This window comes from Paenibacillus assamensis DSM 18201 (assembly GCF_000422445.1).
Classification (GTDB): domain Bacteria; phylum Bacillota; class Bacilli; order Paenibacillales; family Paenibacillaceae; genus Paenibacillus_B; species Paenibacillus_B assamensis.
In genome coordinates, this window is record NZ_AULU01000019.1 from 16,197 (window position 1) to 33,666 (window position 17,470).

Below are 17,470 nucleotides of genomic sequence, written 5' to 3' on the forward strand. Positions count from 1 at the left end.
TCTTCGGCCATTCCTATTTATTACATATGTCTCGATGCTAAGGGATTACTTTCCATACATCTACATTGCCAGGTGTTTCGCCTTGTGTCCACCATTTAGCTTCATAGTTAGCACCATTATGTGTGACTTTACTGCCGCCTACGTAAGCAGTGGTTGCGCTCCATGTCGGATAGGTAGTTGGGGATGGAGTGGTAGTGACGTTAAGCACGTTGCTTGCAGCTGATACGTTTCCAGCAGCATCGATGGCTTTGACTGTAAAGGAATAGCTTGTATTTGGCGTTAAGCCTGTAACGAGATATTCGATTGCTGTTCCTGGAACGGTCGTAATCAGCGTAGTGCCGCGGAATATTTGATATCCTGTAACTCCGATATTATCTGTTGATGCATCCCACATCAGAGGTATTGTGGTGGAGCCGATTGCACCCATAACGTGAAGACTGCTAGGAGCAGTTGGAGCTTGCGTATCTGGACCGCTTGCAGCAAGGGTTTTGAAAGTCGCGGTGTTGCTGGCTCCAGATACGTTGCCAGCAGCATCAATTGCTTTAATCGTAATATTGTAGGTTGTATTGGCAGTCAAGCCAGTCAAAGTAGTAGTCAATGCTCCGTTCGTAGTTGCGATTTGGCTGGAGCCATTGAAGATACGATAGCCAACTACGCCTGTATTATCTGTGGATGCATTCCAATTGATTTTTGCACTTGTGGTACCAATATTGGTTGCAACCACACTTGTCGGAACAGTTGGAGCCGACGTGTCGGAGCTCCCTCCTCCAAAGTTAACATCAATAACATTATAGAAAGCGTTTAAGGTATCAGAAATTTCCCATACTGCGAGAATGACTTGATAGCCTGTCCGGCTAGGGACGTTACAAGTATCAGAGTAAGTGCCGCCTGGCTTCTGTCCATTGGAAGATACGCTGCAGAATGGGGTTAAGTCGAATGAGGCACGAGTAAGTGGGGCGTTAGGGTCCCAATTTTGCTTGGTGATGTAATATTTCCAGCTTGCTGTTGCGTGAGGGACTTTGATACTCCAGTTAAAGGTATTGGAGCCTGCGCTTATATTAACCTTCGACCATCGAGTAGAGGATTGCTGATCCAGTTGAGAGAACATGCCGACACCTGCACTTGCAATTTTCCCATCAGCAGGCCCTCCAGATGGAAATACTTTAGTTCCCTCGAGGCTATATGGTTCATAAATAATTAAACCACAGTTAGCATTTACGTTGTTCGCACAAAGTCCTGCACGGCTGTTCGTTACGTAACCGTGTGCAGAAGCATGATCCGCTAGTATGAGGGACAAGGTGTAGAGGAGTGCGAATGTAATGCTGCTAGCGATAAGAACTTTTAACGGATTGCGATTTGATAAGTGTAAAGAAGACATTATAAATCCCTCCATTTTCATATTCATTCATAGACGAACATAACCTGTGGAACAGGTACTTGCACTGGCCCTAGCGTTTTAAAAGCGCAGCCAGCTTGTTTGTTAACTTAAAAATATCCGCCTCCTTCCGTCAGTACGACTATGTATAGGCTCTTATCTTAGCAGAGCTTATACCCCGTTCTTTACGATTTAGTAGAAAGCGATTTCAATAGTAAATATGCAAGAAACTAGAAGCAACTCTATCATATCGATGCTGTAAAAAATGAGCAATACTGATCTCACCGCGAATCCAATTTTGATTCTATGGATTCAGGCAAGGTCGTAGGTTCATTGAGCAATATGGCTTAGATCCTTTCCTCTATCCAGTTCTTGAAAACTATCGCCTTCAGGATATGTCGGATTTTCAAAGTAAGTTAAGTAAGAAAAGAAAGAGATAGAGCCCTGTTATCAATGGGTCATGCTTCAGTGGTTGAAAAAGATGTTCAGCTTTATACGAGATGGAAGCGGACAGTTTCATGTTAGGCCCCTCCAGCAATTATATAAAGTTAACGTGTATTTCATTTCATTTTCAGGTTTATCTTTCATAATCATTATTAAGCTGCTTCAAACCTAATGTTCTGGTTAATAACGTATGGGAAATAGTTATAGAAAACGGTCTATAATCGAATTTTTTAATAAATGAAGGAAAAACAAGTTTCAATCGGAAAGGTGGAAATGAAAATGAAAAAATCGACAAGTGCCGCGGCGGCATGGTCGTTTTCAATGATGATGTTATTAGCGCCCACGATATCCGCACAAGCGGCTCCATCTACAACTACACCATCTGTCATTAAAATGGCGGAAGTGCAAAAGCGTGTCGATAATCCAGATAAGCGGCTGCTGACGCGGGAAAAAAGCAATTTGTTCCACGAGAAACATGTCGAATCAGAACGTAATAAAAGCGAGAAATAGTGAATGTGTCGAAGAGGGGTTTTGTAATCATATAAGGTAACTTATGTGCCTATAATTCCTCATTACTACAGTAGACGATCACATAGAAAAGCAGGCTTAAATCGGACGACAAAAATCCGATAAGCCTGCTTTTTTCATTTATTTTGCTTCAGCAGCAAGCTGTATTGCTCAATGGCGCGAAGGCGAGCTTGCTTCAAATCGACAATGGCATTCGTTTGTGGCTGATGTATCGCTTTGTCAGAGAGGTGAGCGAGCTGGGGCAGCCAACGCCGAATATAAGCACCGCTCGGATCATAGGTCTCTGATTGGCGTACCGGGTTCATTATGCGGAAATAGGGCGCAGCATCATAGCCTAGCGAAGAGCTCCACAGCCATCCACCTCGATTGAGTACATGATCGTAGTCGGCTAGCTTGTCTCTGAAATAAGCTTCCCCATAGTAAAAAGGACAAAGCAACTGCTTCGTTAAGAACATGGCTGTCACCATCCGAAGACGATTAGGCATTTCACCTGTTTCTTTTAATTGTGTCATGGCGGCATCAATGATGGGTATTCCCGTTCTCGCTTCCGCCCAATAATCGAAAGCATCTGTGCTGAACCCAGACCAATCCAAGTTCTTTTCATACGAGAAATAATTAGGATTTCGCCATGCTTGATAGAGATAGAAGTCGCGCCATGCGAGCTGGCGAATCCAGCTATCTACATAAGAACTTCCATTCAGCGTCGCTTGTTCGTATACTTGTCGAATGGAAATAGCCCCTGTATTGATATATCCGCTCATTTGGCTCGTGTAGCTCCATCCATACCTATCTCTTCCTTGTTCGTAGTCAGGAAGCTTTTCTACGAAAAATTGCTGTAGTTTTTTCTGCGGATCTTCTGTTGAAAATGAAGGGGATGTCGACTTTAAAGCGTCATACAACCATACAGGTAGCGCAAAAGCTTCTACAATACTTTGGGAAACTTGTACCGTTTCCAGGTCAGTTAGCGAACTAAGCATAGGTGGTTCCGCAAAAAGATGCATAGCCTGTTTCCATTTGCTATAAAATGGGGTAAATACTTTGTAAGGCTGATCGCGGTTGGCGAAATGATCAAAAGAATCAGCATCGATAAGCATATGATCCATATCTGTTATTGTTTCTAGCCCGCAAGCTCGAGCCGTATCGAGTAATTTTTGATCACGCTGCTTGGCATAAGGAGTCAAGTCCTCATGAAATGCAACTATTTGCAGTGAGTAGTGGGAGGCTAACTTGAGTAGGACTTGATCAGGTGAGCCGTAGACAATCACTAGCTGCTGGTTGGCTTGTTGGTAGTTTTGTTGCAGGCGACTAACCTGCTGCAAGAAATGTCTACCGCTGTGCTCGCGAGCGCGTCGTTCATCTAACAGTATAGTATCTATAACGAGCAAATGAATGCCAGTCATGTGCAATGAGCGAAGCTTATTGAATAATCGCATGTCTGTCGTGCGCAAATCACGTCGATGAAACCAGACGTACATGGAAATTCTCCTTTCGAATAGTAGGTGAAGGATAATAAAAAACCCGACAGGATGTGTTAGCCACCTCCCACCGGGCTTGGTATCGAGTATTTCGTATAAATGAAATAATTGCTATTTCGCGTGTTTCTCGTATTGTGTGTCGCTCATTACGCGACGAGCACCCAAGTAACGCTCTTCGTAGTAGTTCATGCTAAGCTTGTCGATTGTAACACCCTTATTCGTAGCAGAGTGAGCAAACTTGCCGTCGCCTACATAGATACCAACGTGGGAAACACCTTTGCCGCTAGTGTTGAAGAATACGAGATCTCCAGGACGAAGCTCGTCTTTAGAAACTTTAGTACCTTCTTCAAACTGAGAGCCAGATGTACGAGACAAATCCAAGCCTAGTTTGTTGAATATGTAACCAGTGAATCCTGAGCAATCAAAGCCGCTTGTCGTTGTACCACCATATTTGTAATCTACTCCGATTACTTTGTCGATTGCGCTATCCATAGATGTTGCTGCGAATGCACTTCCTGCTCCAAATGAAAGCAATAGGCTTGTCGCTAGTGCGGCTGTGATTAATTTCTTCTTCAACTATAGGTTCCCCTTCCGTGCCTGCGAGGTTAGCTGTAGGGTTCGGTTGAAGGTCTCCCTATGATCCCTGTGCAATCCGAGATCAATTCACCCAAAAACTTGGTTCCCCCGCTTCCCGGATGTCTCGGGAATTCGGCGTTCATAATAGGACATCTTTCTTTCCGTCACACGTAATTACAATTTTGCAAGAATTTCATCGTCGTTCATGACAAACTTGTAATAAATCTAAGGTTTATTTTAACAGACATTTTCCGATTTTACAAACTGCTTATGTCCAAAAACGCAAAAAAACTTGCTTAAACCCATTGTTTAGGCTCAAGCAAGCGTTTACTTCATTCTTTTTTGTTTATTTACTCACTATATCTCGATTTTACGCATGCAATCTGTTTTAAAACGGCCTGTTGTCGATCTTTTGCCACACATCAAACCGACTAGAAAGACTCCATATTTGTAACAAAGTCCTTATGGCTGGATAAGCCTGCTGTAATAAAAGTGCGGTCATTCCTGTCCAAAACATAGCAGCCGCTGTTACAAGTGCACTTCCGAGAAAACCTATAACAAGGAATAATAAAGATATTCCGAGAATAGGCAGGAGGCCACGCACACCAGTAACCAAGGCTGACCCTATCGTTTGTTCACTGGCCTTTCCAAATTGCATAAATAAGAACAAGTGATGCACAATCCAGCCGCCAACAAGCCACAGAACGAGTAATGGTGCTGCATTTTGTAATAGTTCAGTTGCACTCATAGCACTTTGTAGAAGGACCGTTAATTTGGGTACGATCCAATAGGCAGGGAGAAGAACAATAATCATTTCGAATATATATAGTAAGCTCATCGATTTCCATAGTGTTTTCATACCGCGAAAGAATGCAAGTCCTTTACTATTACGTTGAGAATAAGACATGCTGTATAGCAATCCTGCATGAATGAGTGGAGTAAACAGCATCCGAAGCGCAACAAATCCGACAAGTGTCCATAAATAAGGTGCGTATTCTGTTGTTTTGGTCAATTGAAAGTGCGCCTCGATATGGAATAAGGCACGGCTTAATTCTGTTGGCGCAGGCTCAGGATAGCGCTGCAGCAACGGAACGACGATATGATCAATGAAGCGGTATAAGAAGAATCCCCATAACAGCTGATAAATAAATAGAATAATCCAGATGTATAGATGCTCTTTGACCCAATCCCAGCCCGCACGAATATGAGGTTTGATCGTCATCTACTGATCACCATCCTAACAGCTTACTCATCATTTCGATCCATTTCATTGCTGTCCAATCGACACGAGTGCGTACTGGCTCTGTAACAGACGCTTTCATGAAGTTATTAATTTGCTTATTGTCCAGCACAATTGTATGCAGAGGATCGACAAATACCCAAGAGAGCGGTGAGGAATGGGTCAGCTTGTATTGTATGCGGTCTCCTTCACCGGACCATATTTTTCTCGTTGTACTCCCATCTTCGAATCGGAATACAATGGGCACCTCGGGATAGTCGGCCCCACGTTTCGTAATATGCACGATTGATTCATACTGATTGCCGGTTTTGTTTAGTTCAATGGATTCTACTGCAAAGTCAGCCATCTGCCGATCGTACACATATTGATTAAAAAAGGAAGACCAGTTCTGTTTAGTAACCGACTCAACTACACGTTGAAAGTCGGCAGTCGTGGGGTGTTTAAAGCGGTATTTCTCGGTGTAGGTTTTTAAAATCCGTTTCATTGTCTTTTCGCCTACTTGGCGCTCCAAGGCTACTAGTACAAGCTTTGCTCTCACGTAAACATTTTCTGCATAGTGCTCTTGATTATGATACTGCCAAGCCGACTGCTTTAATGGGGCAGGGGAAGTAATGTAACTAGACTCCACCATGAAATTCGGAGTAATCCCAAATTCCGATTCCATAAGCTTATCTTCTGCGTAAGATGTAAAGCCTTCATCCAACCAAGCTTCCTCAAATTCGTTGGAAGCGAGCAGGCCGTAGAAATACTGATGGCCAATTTCATGTACAACCGTTCGTTCTAGGTCATAGCCAGGGCTATCGTCTCCTGCTCCAAATGTCGTCACCAGTGTTGGATATTCCATGCCGCCTGCACCGTTTGCCTCAAGTGGCGGCACAACAATAGATAAAGTGGAGTACGGATACTCTCCATACCATTGACTAAATTGGTTTAATGCGGCTTTGGCTGCATACATATATCGTTCTTTTAACGCTTTATGCTTCGGGTCCAAATAAAGCTTAATACGCACACCAGGTACATTTTTGGATGAGAAAGGTTCTTCTACATAGATGAAATTAGGGGACGCTGCCCACGCGAAATCATGTACATCATCGGCATAAAAGTGATACACCTTGTTACTATTGGTGGTCATAGGCGTTTTTGTGGGAAATCCAGTTGCTGCGACGATATAAGTTTCGGGAACTTGAATTCGGACATTGAAAATCCCATAATTCGAGTAAAACTCGGAGTTGCCATGGTATTGATGCACATTCCATCCATCCGTATTGCGTCCTCTTGTACCTGCCTTTTCATAGGCTGCCAACTTTGGGAACCATTGTCCTGCCATAACAAAGTTGTCAGTGGCGCCCATACGTGCGAATATGCTAGGCAGTTTAACTTCATACTTCATCTTTAATGTAATGCTCTCACCAGCTTTAACCGGTTGGGGTAGGCGTAGTTTCATCACCGTTCGGTCTTTCGCATTGCCATCGTCTGGCTGAACGTATTCCAGTCGATTCATAAGGGGCAATCCATCTTCCGTCTGAATCGCGGTGAGCCGCATATTACCGTAGCCGTTTGTAGGCATTTTATCTCCGCGAAGCTTTCCTCCCGACTCTTTCATAAAGGTGGTATCTGCGGATTCAAAGGCATTCGGATAGAGGTGAAAATACAGCTCATTTACGGTCTTGCGCCCTGGATTGCTCCAAGTTACTGCCTGTAGGCCTCGTAGGGTCTTGGACGCCTCGTCCAACTTCACGTCAATATGATACTCGGCAACTCGCTCTGAGCGCGGAGTATCGATCGGAGGTGGCGGGGTGACAGTGTTCCCCTCTTTCCTCGTAATCTGTTCGATTGCTTCAGGTCCGACAGATGGGACTAGTTCATTAGGCAGCAGCCATAGTAGCAAGCAGAATCCCGTTGTCATCAACACGATAGCATATAAGGTGGAGCGATAAGCGTGAACTCGGGTCATTAATTCGTACCTCCCGTTGACAAGCATCTACCGCATGTATATGTTGGCTTTTACCCGATTATTAGCTAAAATAAAAAATGATTGTGATCCGGTTGTATGCTGCGATCTAGACAATAAGGAGAGAGCATGTGCATACGAGGAAGGAGTAATAGACAATGGAACAAGAAAAGAAAGCTAAGAAGCAGCTTGCATTCAATGTTGTAAGCAGCAATGATAAGCATAAAGGATTCGGTGCAGGCAGCATCGATCTGAATAGTGTATCTCCAGTCATTATCGATGAGGGCCGAGCTTACATCGATATGGGTGCGATGCACGCAAAAAGTAAAGTAGAGCGTGGCATTAAATTCTCCATGAATAAGGAAGACGTGCCTAACGGTCGTCAATGCTGGATTGTGTGGGTTGCGGTAGATCGTTCACCTGAAGGCTCTTTTTACGGAGGATTGTCTGCTTGCGAGATGCTGGTGGATACGGAAGCTAAGCGTGGATGGAAAATTCTAGCTGAACACGTAAATAAGATGGATTATGCGATGAAGCGCCGTGTTATCGTTGACGGGCTTGGTGCCGAAGAAAAAGCTGCGCTTCGTCAATTGCTTGAAACGCATAATGCAGAATGGTGGGAACGTACTCCAGACGAGTTTAAGTCGGCGTTGGAGGCGTAATGATTATGAATAAACAACCTTTGTTCCGTAGCGTGCTGCGGTAATGGGGGTTGTTTTTTTGTACTTACGATTGAGGCTGTGAGATGAGAAGGGTACTATAGGGGGAAGCAGACAAAAAAAGTCCCACCCCATAATATAAAGTCGCGGGGTGGGCAAACGTCTGTTACCTAATGAAGGGATTTAATTCAACGCAAAAATGTAACCTCAAGCATTAATTCAATGGTGAATCATGTCTAAAGGCTACGTTACAAATATTAGCAAAATTTTCTTTCGAGTTCAATAGGTAAAATTCGACAAAGTTCGCGGAATTTCACGCCCGGTAATGTTTACTCCGACCACAAGCGTTTTACATGCACGTTAGTCGCTACTTTTTCATTGCCCCTTGCCAAAATAGATCCACAATGGATGTCGCCAACTGTTCAGGGGATGAGAATAACTGGCGTGCACTATCGCGATTACCCATCATGAGCAATGAGGAGAAAGCATGAGCGAGCAGCATAGGCGATCCTGATTGCAGTTGTCCTTGTGTCATGGCTTTCTCAAAATGTTGTGCAAGCAAATCATACAACATATGCTCGGCTGAACGAATTCGTTGTATGTGTTCCTCAGACAACTGTTTCTCTGCCTCTTTTAACATCGTTTCCAAGTCGCTGTGCGGCTGTGCAATCTTAACATAAGCGACTCGTTCCAATCGCTCGCGCAGGTGCTCTTCACTATCCAACAGAGATTTAGTGGCTTTGTGTGCAATCGTCAGCATATATTCGATAGCAGCAGTGAACAATTCAGCCTTGTTCGAGTAGTAATAGTAAATAGTCGCTTTCGTAACACCGCATATAGCAGCAATTTGCTGTAAAGATATAGCTTCATATCCTTGTTCCATAAATGTCCTGGCAGCCGTTTGAATAATGACAGCCTGAATGGGCATTTCTTGTTCATTGAGCTTTGGTCTGCCAGGGGTACGAGAAACTCGTTTTTGTTTCGACATGAATAGGTCACTCCATTTCTGCGTTTCGTGCATCTATTAGAGGTTGTTCAAAAAATCATCTTTTGATCACGAAGTGTCACAGGAAGTGAATTCGACATCAAATCTTACGTTCACCCTCGAAGTCCGCTACTCCTTCTTCGGGTTCTCGCAACCTTCTCGGTGCTGAAAATCTGACTTTTTGAACACGCACTATTAATAAAAAGTAGTTGTTAAAATATTAACCTTCGGGTATATATAATATTAGAGTTCTTAGTTAATGCTTTTTACACATCAGATGAAATTAGCCAGTAGTTACGGTCTAGTATACCTTTCCAAGCTGTAAAAATCACCCGCAGCATAGTCGGGAACTGGCGTAACTAATGGTAACTAATGTGTAACTATAAAAAGGAGGAGCAAAATGGAAGGTTATCGTGGAATAACCAAATGGGTTACTGGAAAGTATGGCAGATGGATAACACTTGCGGTATGGATTGCTGTCGTGCTTGTGTTAAGTTTCATGTGGCCGAATGTTAATTCACAAGAGAAAAATAATGAATCAAACTTGCCGGAGTCGGCTCAGTCCGTTCAGGCGGAACAAATGGCGAATAAACAATTTCCAGGCGAAGATGGATCGCCGGCCCTTATTGTATGGAAGCGTGAGGGAGGCATTGAGGTTGAAGATATTCAAAAGCTGCAAGCATTAACGAAGCAATGGCAGCAAAGTCCTTTGCCTTATATGGAAAGGGTTGTACCCTTGCATCAACTTCCAATTCCTGCAGTGATGTCGCAGTTATCAGAGGATCGTTCTACACTTGTGTTCCCAGTTATTTTTGATGAACAGGCAGATCCCGATCAATTGAAAGAGGGTATAACGCAGTTAAAGCAGGATGTCACAGATCAGTTCGCTGATGATCCATTCAGCGTAAGCTTAGATGATAAAGAGAAGCTGTCTGCACGTATTACGGGGCCTGTCGGTATTCAAATTGATGCTACAGGATTGTTTAAAAATGCAGATGTATCTTTGCTTATTGGAACGGTTCTGCTTGTTGTGGTCATATTGCTGCTTATTTATCGCTCGCCGATACTCGCACTCATTCCATTAATTGCGGTAGGGTTCGCCTTTGGTGTTACGAGTCCAATACTAGGTTATATGGCTCAACAGGGCTGGATTACAGTGGATGCGCAAGCCATTTCCATTATGACGGTGCTTTTGTTTGGAGCAGGTACGGATTACTGCTTATTCCTAATTTCGCATTATCGTCAAATGTTGACGGTAGAAGCTAATAAAGTTCGCGCCTTAGTCTCTGCTTTCCGTGGTTCGGCTGGTGCCATTGCAATGAGCGGCCTTACGGTTGTGCTTGCACTATTTGCCCTGCTGCTTGCTGAATATGGACCTTATCAGCGTTTTGCGGTGCCATTCAGTATTTCAATATTTATTATGGGGATAGCTAGTTTAACGTTAGTTCCTGCTATGCTTGCTATTCTAGGAAGAGTTTCCTTCTTCCCATTCATTCCTCGCACGCCACAGATGCAGGAAGAAAGAGCGAAACGTACTGGTAAGACAGGACGCGTTCAGAAGAAGCAGGCTAACCCTTCAGACAGTCGTGTAGGGAGACTGGTCGTGAGTAGACCTTGGAGTGTTATTGTGGCGACGCTGCTTTTGCTAGGTGGTCTTGCAAGCTTCTCACCACAAATCAAGTATACGTATGATCTGTTGTCTTCCTTTCCGTCCAACATGGAATCCAGAGAAGGGTTTACCGTAATCGGAGAGCAATTTGCCGTTGGTAAGCTGGCCCCCGTTCAAGTCATCTATGATTCAAATGGCAAGCCAACTTCTGTGGAAGAAAATTTGAGTGCCCTGCCGTTTGTATCTAATGTGTCCGAACCTCAGGTGGGAAAAGAAAACAAAGAGATTATCGCTCACAATATTGAGTTAAATATAAACCCTTACTCCATAGAGGCAATGGAGTATATCCCTGCTATTCGTTCAGCTGTGGAACAATCGCTTCAGCAGGCAGGATTATCGGAAGTCGAGCAAAAGGTATGGATAGGCGGTCAAACTGCTGCACAGTATGATACGAAGGTGATAGGTCAACGAGATACGCAGCTTATTATTCCAGTTGTTATTGGTCTTATTTCCTTACTGCTGCTCGTGTATTTGCGCTCTATTGTCGCAACCATTTATTTAATTGCTACGGTAGTATTGTCGTATTTCTCTGCACTTGGCCTTGGGTGGATCATTTTCCATTACGGATTCGGTGTTGAGGCGATACAAGGTGCAATACCGCTCTATGCCTTCGTCTTTCTAGTTGCCTTAGGTGAGGACTACAACATCTTTATGGTCTCTCGTATTTGGCAGAAGAGTCGGTACTTACCGCTTAAGCAAGCTATTCGTGAAGGTGTGAGTGAGACGAGTTCGGTCATCACTTCGGCTGGAATCATATTAGCGGGCACATTTGCAGTATTGGCCTCATTACCGATACAAGTGCTGGTGCAGTTTGGTACGGTTACTGCGCTAGGTGTGCTGCTTGATACATTTATTGTTCGTCCGCTATTAGTGCCAGCAATTACGGCTGTACTAGGACGTGCTGCTTTTTGGCCGGGATTACATCGGAAAGTTAATAGTGGGCAATTAAATAGCTCTACTACCATGGAAGAATCTTAGTTGGCAAAATGTTATAAATAGTGATTCGACCATAATGATGAACCAATGAAAGCCCTGAAGACGAAGCATCTTCAGGGCTTTCATTTCATTTATTTTAAATTTTACTCCGACCACCAGCGTTTAAAATGCTGCCACCACGATTTCTTCTTGCCCTCGGCTTCAGGTAATACAGTCTCTGACTTAGACTTGCGAACTTGTTGTTGATCGTGCTCATTGCATATTTCTTTAGGTTCTGTACCACGAACAAAGGTTTCAAGTTGTTTGGCGGAACAGCCTTCGCCAGCAAGCTTCCCGGTATTCGGATCAATATAGGTACTTACAATGTTATCTGGTACAGGGAACAGCTTCGGTGGTACATTAGCTAGTGCTTTTTCCGTGAATTGGGCAAATATCGGCGCGGAGCGACGGGCGTCTGTCTGATTGATTTTTTTCCCTTTGTCATAGCCTACCCAAACGGCAGTGGCCAGCTCAGGCGTATAACCAACGATCCAGGAATCAGAATCGGTAGTTCCTGTTTTGCCGGCTACAGGTCGTTTAATAAGGGTAGACACCCGATTGCCCGTTCCTCCTGCCTCAAATACACTCTCCATCAGGTTAGTAAGGATATATGCCTCCTCGGGGAGGACAACTTGCTTCTCCACGGGTGCAGGCGCTTCATACAATAAACGTCCACCCGCATCGGTTACCGCTAGCACGGTGCGCGGGGTTACTTGTCGTCCCTCATTGCTAAGTACAGCATAGGCGGTTGCCATTTGAAAAGGACTAACAGGAAACGTGCCTAGTGCTAACGAGGGAAGTGGCTTAAGCCCATTATGAATGCCTAATCTTTCCGCCATATGGACGACTTGCTCAGCTCCAACCTGCATTAGCGTATTAACGGCATATATATTATCGGATGCTGCTATGGCTTGTCGAAGCATAATATCGCCATAATATTTATCGCCATAGTTATTAGGCTTGTACACTTTGCGGCCTTCGTCATAGGTAAATGAAGTCGGTTGGCTCACGAAGCGCGTAGCTGATGTTATAGCTTTCTTTTCAAGTGCGGCTAGATAGACGATCGGCTTAAACGATGAGCCAGGCTGCCTTGTCTCCGCAAATACGCGATTGTATTGATTGGTGCGATAGTCTTTGCCCCCAATCATCGCTTTCACATCACCTGAGCGAGGGTCAATGGAGACCATGGCTGCCTGCAATTCGCCTTCCTCAGGGATATGCTTGGCTATTGCGGCTTCGGCAGCTGCTTGGGCCTGGCGATCCAGCGTCGTATAGATACGAAGGCCTCCTGTGGCGAGTGTTGCCTCAGAAATCCCTAATGCACTCAGCTCTTTTTTCACATAGTCACGAAAATAGGGGGCAACCAGCAGCTCAGAACGATCGTTGCGTGAACGAAACGTAAGCACTTCGTCATAGGCTTGTTTTGCCTGTATCTCTGTAATTTGACCAAGCTCAACCATGCCGCGAAGGATAACTTGCTGCCGATCTTTTGCATTTTTCATATTTAACCAAGGTGAATAATAAGAAGGCCCGCGCGGGATGCCAACAAGCATCGCACTTTCAGCAAGTGACAGCTTATGAGCTGACTTGCCGAAGTACATTTGTGAGGCAGCCTCAATTCCGTAAGAGCCGTGCCCATAGTAAACGTTATTTAAGTACAACGCTAAAATCTCGTCTTTGTTATATTTCATTTCCAACTGTAAGGCTAGCAACGCCTCTTTCAGCTTGCGCTTCCATGTTCGTTCATGCGACAAATATAGATTGCGCGCTAACTGTTGTGTGAGTGTGCTTGCCCCTTGTCGCTTGGACATGTGCTCTAAGTTAACAAGGGTCGCTCTAGCGATGCCTCGGGCATCTATTCCCCAGTGATTATAGAAGCCACGGTCTTCAGTCGCAATGGTTCCATCGATGACATACGTTGAAATTTGATCAATCTTGACGGATTGTCGCTGCATCGATCCTGATGTGAGCATAGCGACAGGCTTACCTTCTCGGTCTAACAGCTCAGAATCTTGCTGAATTTGCGAAGGAGGCAGGTCTGTCATATATAAGTAGCCTAGTACGGTTACTGTCGTGCCTAGGCCGAGTACGAATAGAGTGATAAAGCCGGTCAACAACCATCGGAGCCAGCGATTTTTGATTTTGCGTTGAGGTGTGACGGCCATTTCGAGTTCCTCTTTTCCTGATGCGACAACGATGCCGCAACTGATCTTAGTAATCAGTATGGAAAAGGAACATTAAGGATATTCATTGCAGCGTGATTTGCACTCAAAATAGATTGTCTAGGCAATCCCTTTGACTAGTTAACAAAATAAATTCCGTTAACTCTATTGAATTCATCGAAATCGATACCAATGACTGCACTTTTTTTCTTATATAGACGTAATTGATGGGTCTCTGTATTGAAAACAGGCTTATAGCTAGAAATATCGATGCCTAGTATTTGCTTAACAAGTGGCTTTGCGATGAGGACTGCCTTTAGTGAAGCTGAAAAATAATAGTAAGCACACAATCATAGATGTTAGTAATCGTTGGTACATTTTCATCGCTGTTCGATCCCCTTTTTTGAATAGAAATAAGAGTGCTACGCGAATAATGAATTTAATTGCTGCAAGCCTATTTTCCATTTTACTACAGTTTAATCAGAGTGTAAGCTTGTTCATTTTTCTATCGATGATATAAATAGGTTGATTTTTGGGGGGGATTCTATATAATATCTTTTGTTTGGTGCAAATTGGAGATGAAGTGTTACGAATGTTACACCTGAACCATTACGAGCATTTCTAACTGGGACCAACGATACCATCACCAAAAGAAAGAAGGTTGATTGTTATGGAATTGTGGTTTACGGAGAAGCAAACGCCGGCATTCGGCATTACGGCAAAGGTTCGCGAGACTTATGTAGATGAACAGACGCCATTCCAACATTTAGCGATGGTGGAGACCGAAGAATTCGGCAGAATGCTCGTACTGGACGGCATGGTTATGACGACAGTGAAAGACGAGTTTGTATATCATGAAATGGTTGCTCATCCTGCGCTTGTGACGCATCCGAATCCGAAAAAAGTTCTTGTTGTAGGCGGCGGAGACGGTGGCGTTATTCGCGAAATTTTGAAGCACCCTTCTGTAGAGAAAGCTGTACTTGTTGAGATTGATGGCAAAGTCATTGAGTACTCCAAACAGTACTTGCCAGAAATCGCTGGCGAGTTGGACAACCCTCGTGTAGAAGTCATCGTAAACGATGGCTACATGCACATTTTGAACAGCAAAAACGAGTATGATGTAATCATGGTAGACTCAACAGAGCCTGTAGGCCCTGCAGCACCGCTCTTTGAGCGTGGTTTCTACCAAGGCATCTACGAAGCTTTGAAAGAAGATGGCCTGTTTGTTGCACAAACGGACAACCCTTGGTTCAAAGCAGACTTGATTCAACAAGTTAACCGTGACGTGAAGGAAATCTTCCCGATCGTACGTGTGTATGGTGCGAACATTCCAACTTACCCAAGCGGTTTGTGGACGTTCACAATGGGTAGCAAGACGCATGATCCACTTGAAGTGGATGCAGCTGCAATCCCTGAAATGCCAACAAAATACTACTCCTCACGCCTTCACCATGCAGCATTCTGCTTGCCGAAGTTCGTTGAAGATTTGACGAAGTAAGCGGAGCGCAAAGGAGAAGAAGACGATGAGATTAGATCAAAAATATTCAGGCAACGTATTTATTCTAAGCTCTGACAACTATGAGGAATCCAAGGCAGTTATCTATGGTATGCCGATGGACTACACGGTATCATTCCGTCCTGGTTCCCGATTCGGCCCTGGCCGCATTCGTGAAGCATCTGTTGGCTTAGAAGAATACAGCCCTTATCTCGATAAGAGCTTGGAAGAAGTAACCTACTTCGATGCAGGCGACTTGCTATTGCCTTTCGGTAACGCAGCACGCAGCTTGGATGTTATTCAAGAATATGTAGCGGGTTTAATGAAAGACAACAAGTTCCCAGTTGGACTTGGTGGCGAACATCTTGTTTCGTGGCCGGTTATTCAAGAAGTATTTAAGAAGTACCCAGATCTCGCGATTATTCATATCGACGCGCATGCTGACTTGCGTGAAGACTACGAAGGCGAGCCGTTATCGCACTCAACACCACTGCTTAAAGCAGCGAAGTTGATCGGCAGCAAAAATATTTATCAGTTCGGCATTCGCTCTGGCTCCCGTGAGGAGTGGGCGTATGCTCGTGAGAACATCAATTTCTATCCTTATGAAGTAGCTGAGCCTTTGCGCAAAGTACTTCCTGAGCTTGCTGGCCGTCCGGTATATGTAACGATCGACATCGACGTATTGGATCCTAGCTGCGCACCTGGTACAGGTACGGCGGAAATTGGCGGCATTACAACGAAGGAATTGCTTGAAGCGATTCATTTGATTGCTGGTTCTGAAGCGAACATCGTGGGCTGCGACTTGGTTGAAGTAGCACCGATCTATGATCCAACGGAGCAAACGCAGATTGCAGCGAGCAAACTCATTCGTGAGATGCTACTGGGATTTGTAAAATAGCATGATCTGATGAATAACCACCCTTCTGACTATGCGCTTGGTTTGCGTAGAAGAAGGGTGGTTTTTCGCTGTAATCAGTATCACTCCACATCCGGAAAGTTTCTTCTATTGCTTAGCCGTAATGACGAATGCAGCTTGACGTGTATAGTCGGTAGGATTGTAAAGAACCGTGACCCAGTCATAGTCATCAACAGCATAGTTGGAATTGCATATGACGAGGTCTGCTAAGTTATTTACAGCCCACCATCCTCCACTGATTGGTTTATAATTGTTATATTCCCTTCCTCTGAAGTAGAACGTGAAGAAAGAGCCCGGATCAAGGTCATAAAAAAAGGTAAATCGATAAAATCCCTGACCTAAATCCTGAGTTGTTTTTGCATCGTTAGGTGCAACAGTGACTTTTTGTTTCTTAGCGTTGTCAGGAATATTTACTGCTGTATTAGCAGATCTAGCTGTTTTTAATGTTTTTGCCGAGCCTCTTGGTTTAATCACCTTCGTGTTGAATCTAACTTTCATATTTTACCCCTCCGTTTATTTTGTTTGTCGCATAAGAAAAAACATAGGAAAGTAAAGTGAAAGTGGTCTGCTCCATTTAATTTTGAGTTCTTCTTGCGATGATGACAAACCGGGCTTCTCTAGACTCCGTACTTGGATTATAAAGGACCGTATTCCATTGGAATTGGGAAGCGGAGTAGTTAGTAGTACAAGTTGGAAGATCAACATTATTATCTTCAATCCACCAACCCCCGCTGACAGGTCTATAAACTCTGTTGTTGTCCACTTGTCTTCCGTCAAAGAGGAATTCATGAAATACGCCAGGCGCGAGGATACGATTGTATACGAGTCGATATAGATTTCCGCCATTCAAATCTTGAATATCATCTGGATTGCTTGCTCTTACTCTAGCAACCTGTTTTGTTGTATTGGCGCTTCTAACCGTGTTAAGACCTCGTACCGAACTTCTTGGTCTGACAACTTTCATATTGACTTTATATTTCATTGGATTCCCTCCTTATTTATCTGCTTATAGTAAATGCA

General features: G+C 44.1%; 14 protein-coding genes and 1 riboswitch. Of the genes, 5 read left to right on the forward strand and 9 right to left on the reverse strand.

All coding sequences use genetic code 11. From position 1 onward, the window contains the following. Nucleotides 1-37: 37 nt before the first annotated feature. Nucleotides 38-1,378 carry a lytic polysaccharide monooxygenase gene (locus tag H580_RS0111640; RefSeq protein WP_028594939.1) on the reverse strand — a complete coding sequence of 447 codons (1,341 nt, stop codon included), beginning with the start codon at nt 1,376-1,378 and terminating at the stop codon, nt 38-40. Nucleotides 1,379-2,098: 720 nt separating this feature from the next. On the opposite strand from H580_RS0111640, the gene H580_RS0111650 reads away from it, so the two are divergent. Beyond that, nucleotides 2,099-2,329 carry a hypothetical protein gene (locus H580_RS0111650; protein WP_028594940.1) on the forward strand — a complete coding sequence of 77 codons (231 nt, stop codon included), beginning with the start codon at nt 2,099-2,101 and terminating at the stop codon, nt 2,327-2,329. Nucleotides 2,330-2,463: 134 nt separating this feature from the next. Here the strand turns inward: H580_RS0111650 and H580_RS0111655 are convergent, their stop codons facing one another. The 4 genes from H580_RS0111655 to H580_RS0111670 form a co-directional block, all read right to left on the reverse strand. Next, nucleotides 2,464-3,822, reverse strand: coding sequence for a cryptochrome/photolyase family protein (locus H580_RS0111655; protein ID WP_028594941.1), 1,359 nt, complete (start codon nt 3,820-3,822; stop codon nt 2,464-2,466). 111 nt (nt 3,823-3,933) lie between these two features. Next, nucleotides 3,934-4,398: a C40 family peptidase gene (locus tag H580_RS0111660; RefSeq protein ID WP_028594942.1), complete on the reverse strand. Its 465-nt coding sequence runs from the start codon at nt 4,396-4,398 to the stop codon at nt 3,934-3,936. A 3-nt stretch (nt 4,399-4,401) separates the two neighbouring features. Beyond that, nucleotides 4,402-4,546: riboswitch (cyclic di-AMP (ydaO/yuaA leader) on the reverse strand. A gap of 240 nt (nt 4,547-4,786) precedes the next feature. Then, entirely contained in the window at nt 4,787-5,620 is an 834-nt protein-coding gene (locus tag H580_RS0111665; RefSeq protein WP_245583551.1) for a carbamoyl transferase, read from the reverse strand. A 7-nt stretch (nt 5,621-5,627) separates the two neighbouring features. After that, a complete protein-coding gene (locus H580_RS0111670) occupies nt 5,628-7,592 on the reverse strand; it encodes a M1 family metallopeptidase (protein ID WP_028594944.1) in 1,965 nt (654 codons plus the stop codon). 155 nt (nt 7,593-7,747) lie between these two features. Here H580_RS0111670 and H580_RS0111675 point away from each other — a divergent pair, with 155 nt between their 5' ends. Further along, complete coding sequence (locus tag H580_RS0111675; protein ID WP_028594945.1) at nt 7,748-8,251, forward strand: YwhD family protein; 504 nt, start codon at nt 7,748-7,750, stop codon at nt 8,249-8,251. A 364-nt stretch (nt 8,252-8,615) separates the two neighbouring features. Here the strand turns inward: H580_RS0111675 and H580_RS0111680 are convergent, their stop codons facing one another. Next, complete coding sequence (locus H580_RS0111680) at nt 8,616-9,236, reverse strand: TetR/AcrR family transcriptional regulator (protein WP_028594946.1); 621 nt, start codon at nt 9,234-9,236, stop codon at nt 8,616-8,618. 397 nt (nt 9,237-9,633) lie between these two features. Here H580_RS0111680 and H580_RS0111685 point away from each other — a divergent pair, with 397 nt between their 5' ends. Next, nucleotides 9,634-11,880: an MMPL family transporter gene (locus H580_RS0111685; protein ID WP_028594947.1), complete on the forward strand. Its 2,247-nt coding sequence runs from the start codon at nt 9,634-9,636 to the stop codon at nt 11,878-11,880. Nucleotides 11,881-11,981: 101 nt separating this feature from the next. Here H580_RS0111685 and H580_RS0111690 read toward each other — a convergent pair whose 3' ends face one another. Continuing rightward, a complete protein-coding gene (locus H580_RS0111690) occupies nt 11,982-14,042 on the reverse strand; it encodes a transglycosylase domain-containing protein (protein ID WP_028594948.1) in 2,061 nt (686 codons plus the stop codon). A gap of 667 nt (nt 14,043-14,709) precedes the next feature. On the opposite strand from H580_RS0111690, the gene speE reads away from it, so the two are divergent. Beyond that, nucleotides 14,710-15,537: a polyamine aminopropyltransferase gene (speE, locus tag H580_RS0111695; RefSeq protein WP_028594949.1), complete on the forward strand. Its 828-nt coding sequence runs from the start codon at nt 14,710-14,712 to the stop codon at nt 15,535-15,537. A gap of 25 nt (nt 15,538-15,562) precedes the next feature. Further along, the gene (speB, locus tag H580_RS0111700; RefSeq protein WP_028594950.1) at nt 15,563-16,432 is read left to right on the forward strand and encodes an agmatinase; all 870 of its coding nucleotides are present in this window, start codon (nt 15,563-15,565) and stop codon (nt 16,430-16,432) included. Nucleotides 16,433-16,537: 105 nt separating this feature from the next. Here speB and H580_RS0111705 read toward each other — a convergent pair whose 3' ends face one another. Beyond that, entirely contained in the window at nt 16,538-16,948 is a 411-nt protein-coding gene (locus H580_RS0111705; protein WP_028594951.1) for a hypothetical protein, read from the reverse strand. A gap of 76 nt (nt 16,949-17,024) precedes the next feature. After that, nucleotides 17,025-17,432, reverse strand: a complete 408-nt coding sequence (locus H580_RS0111710; RefSeq protein WP_028594952.1) for a hypothetical protein — start codon at nt 17,430-17,432, stop codon at nt 17,025-17,027. Nucleotides 17,433-17,470: the final 38 nt, after the last annotated feature.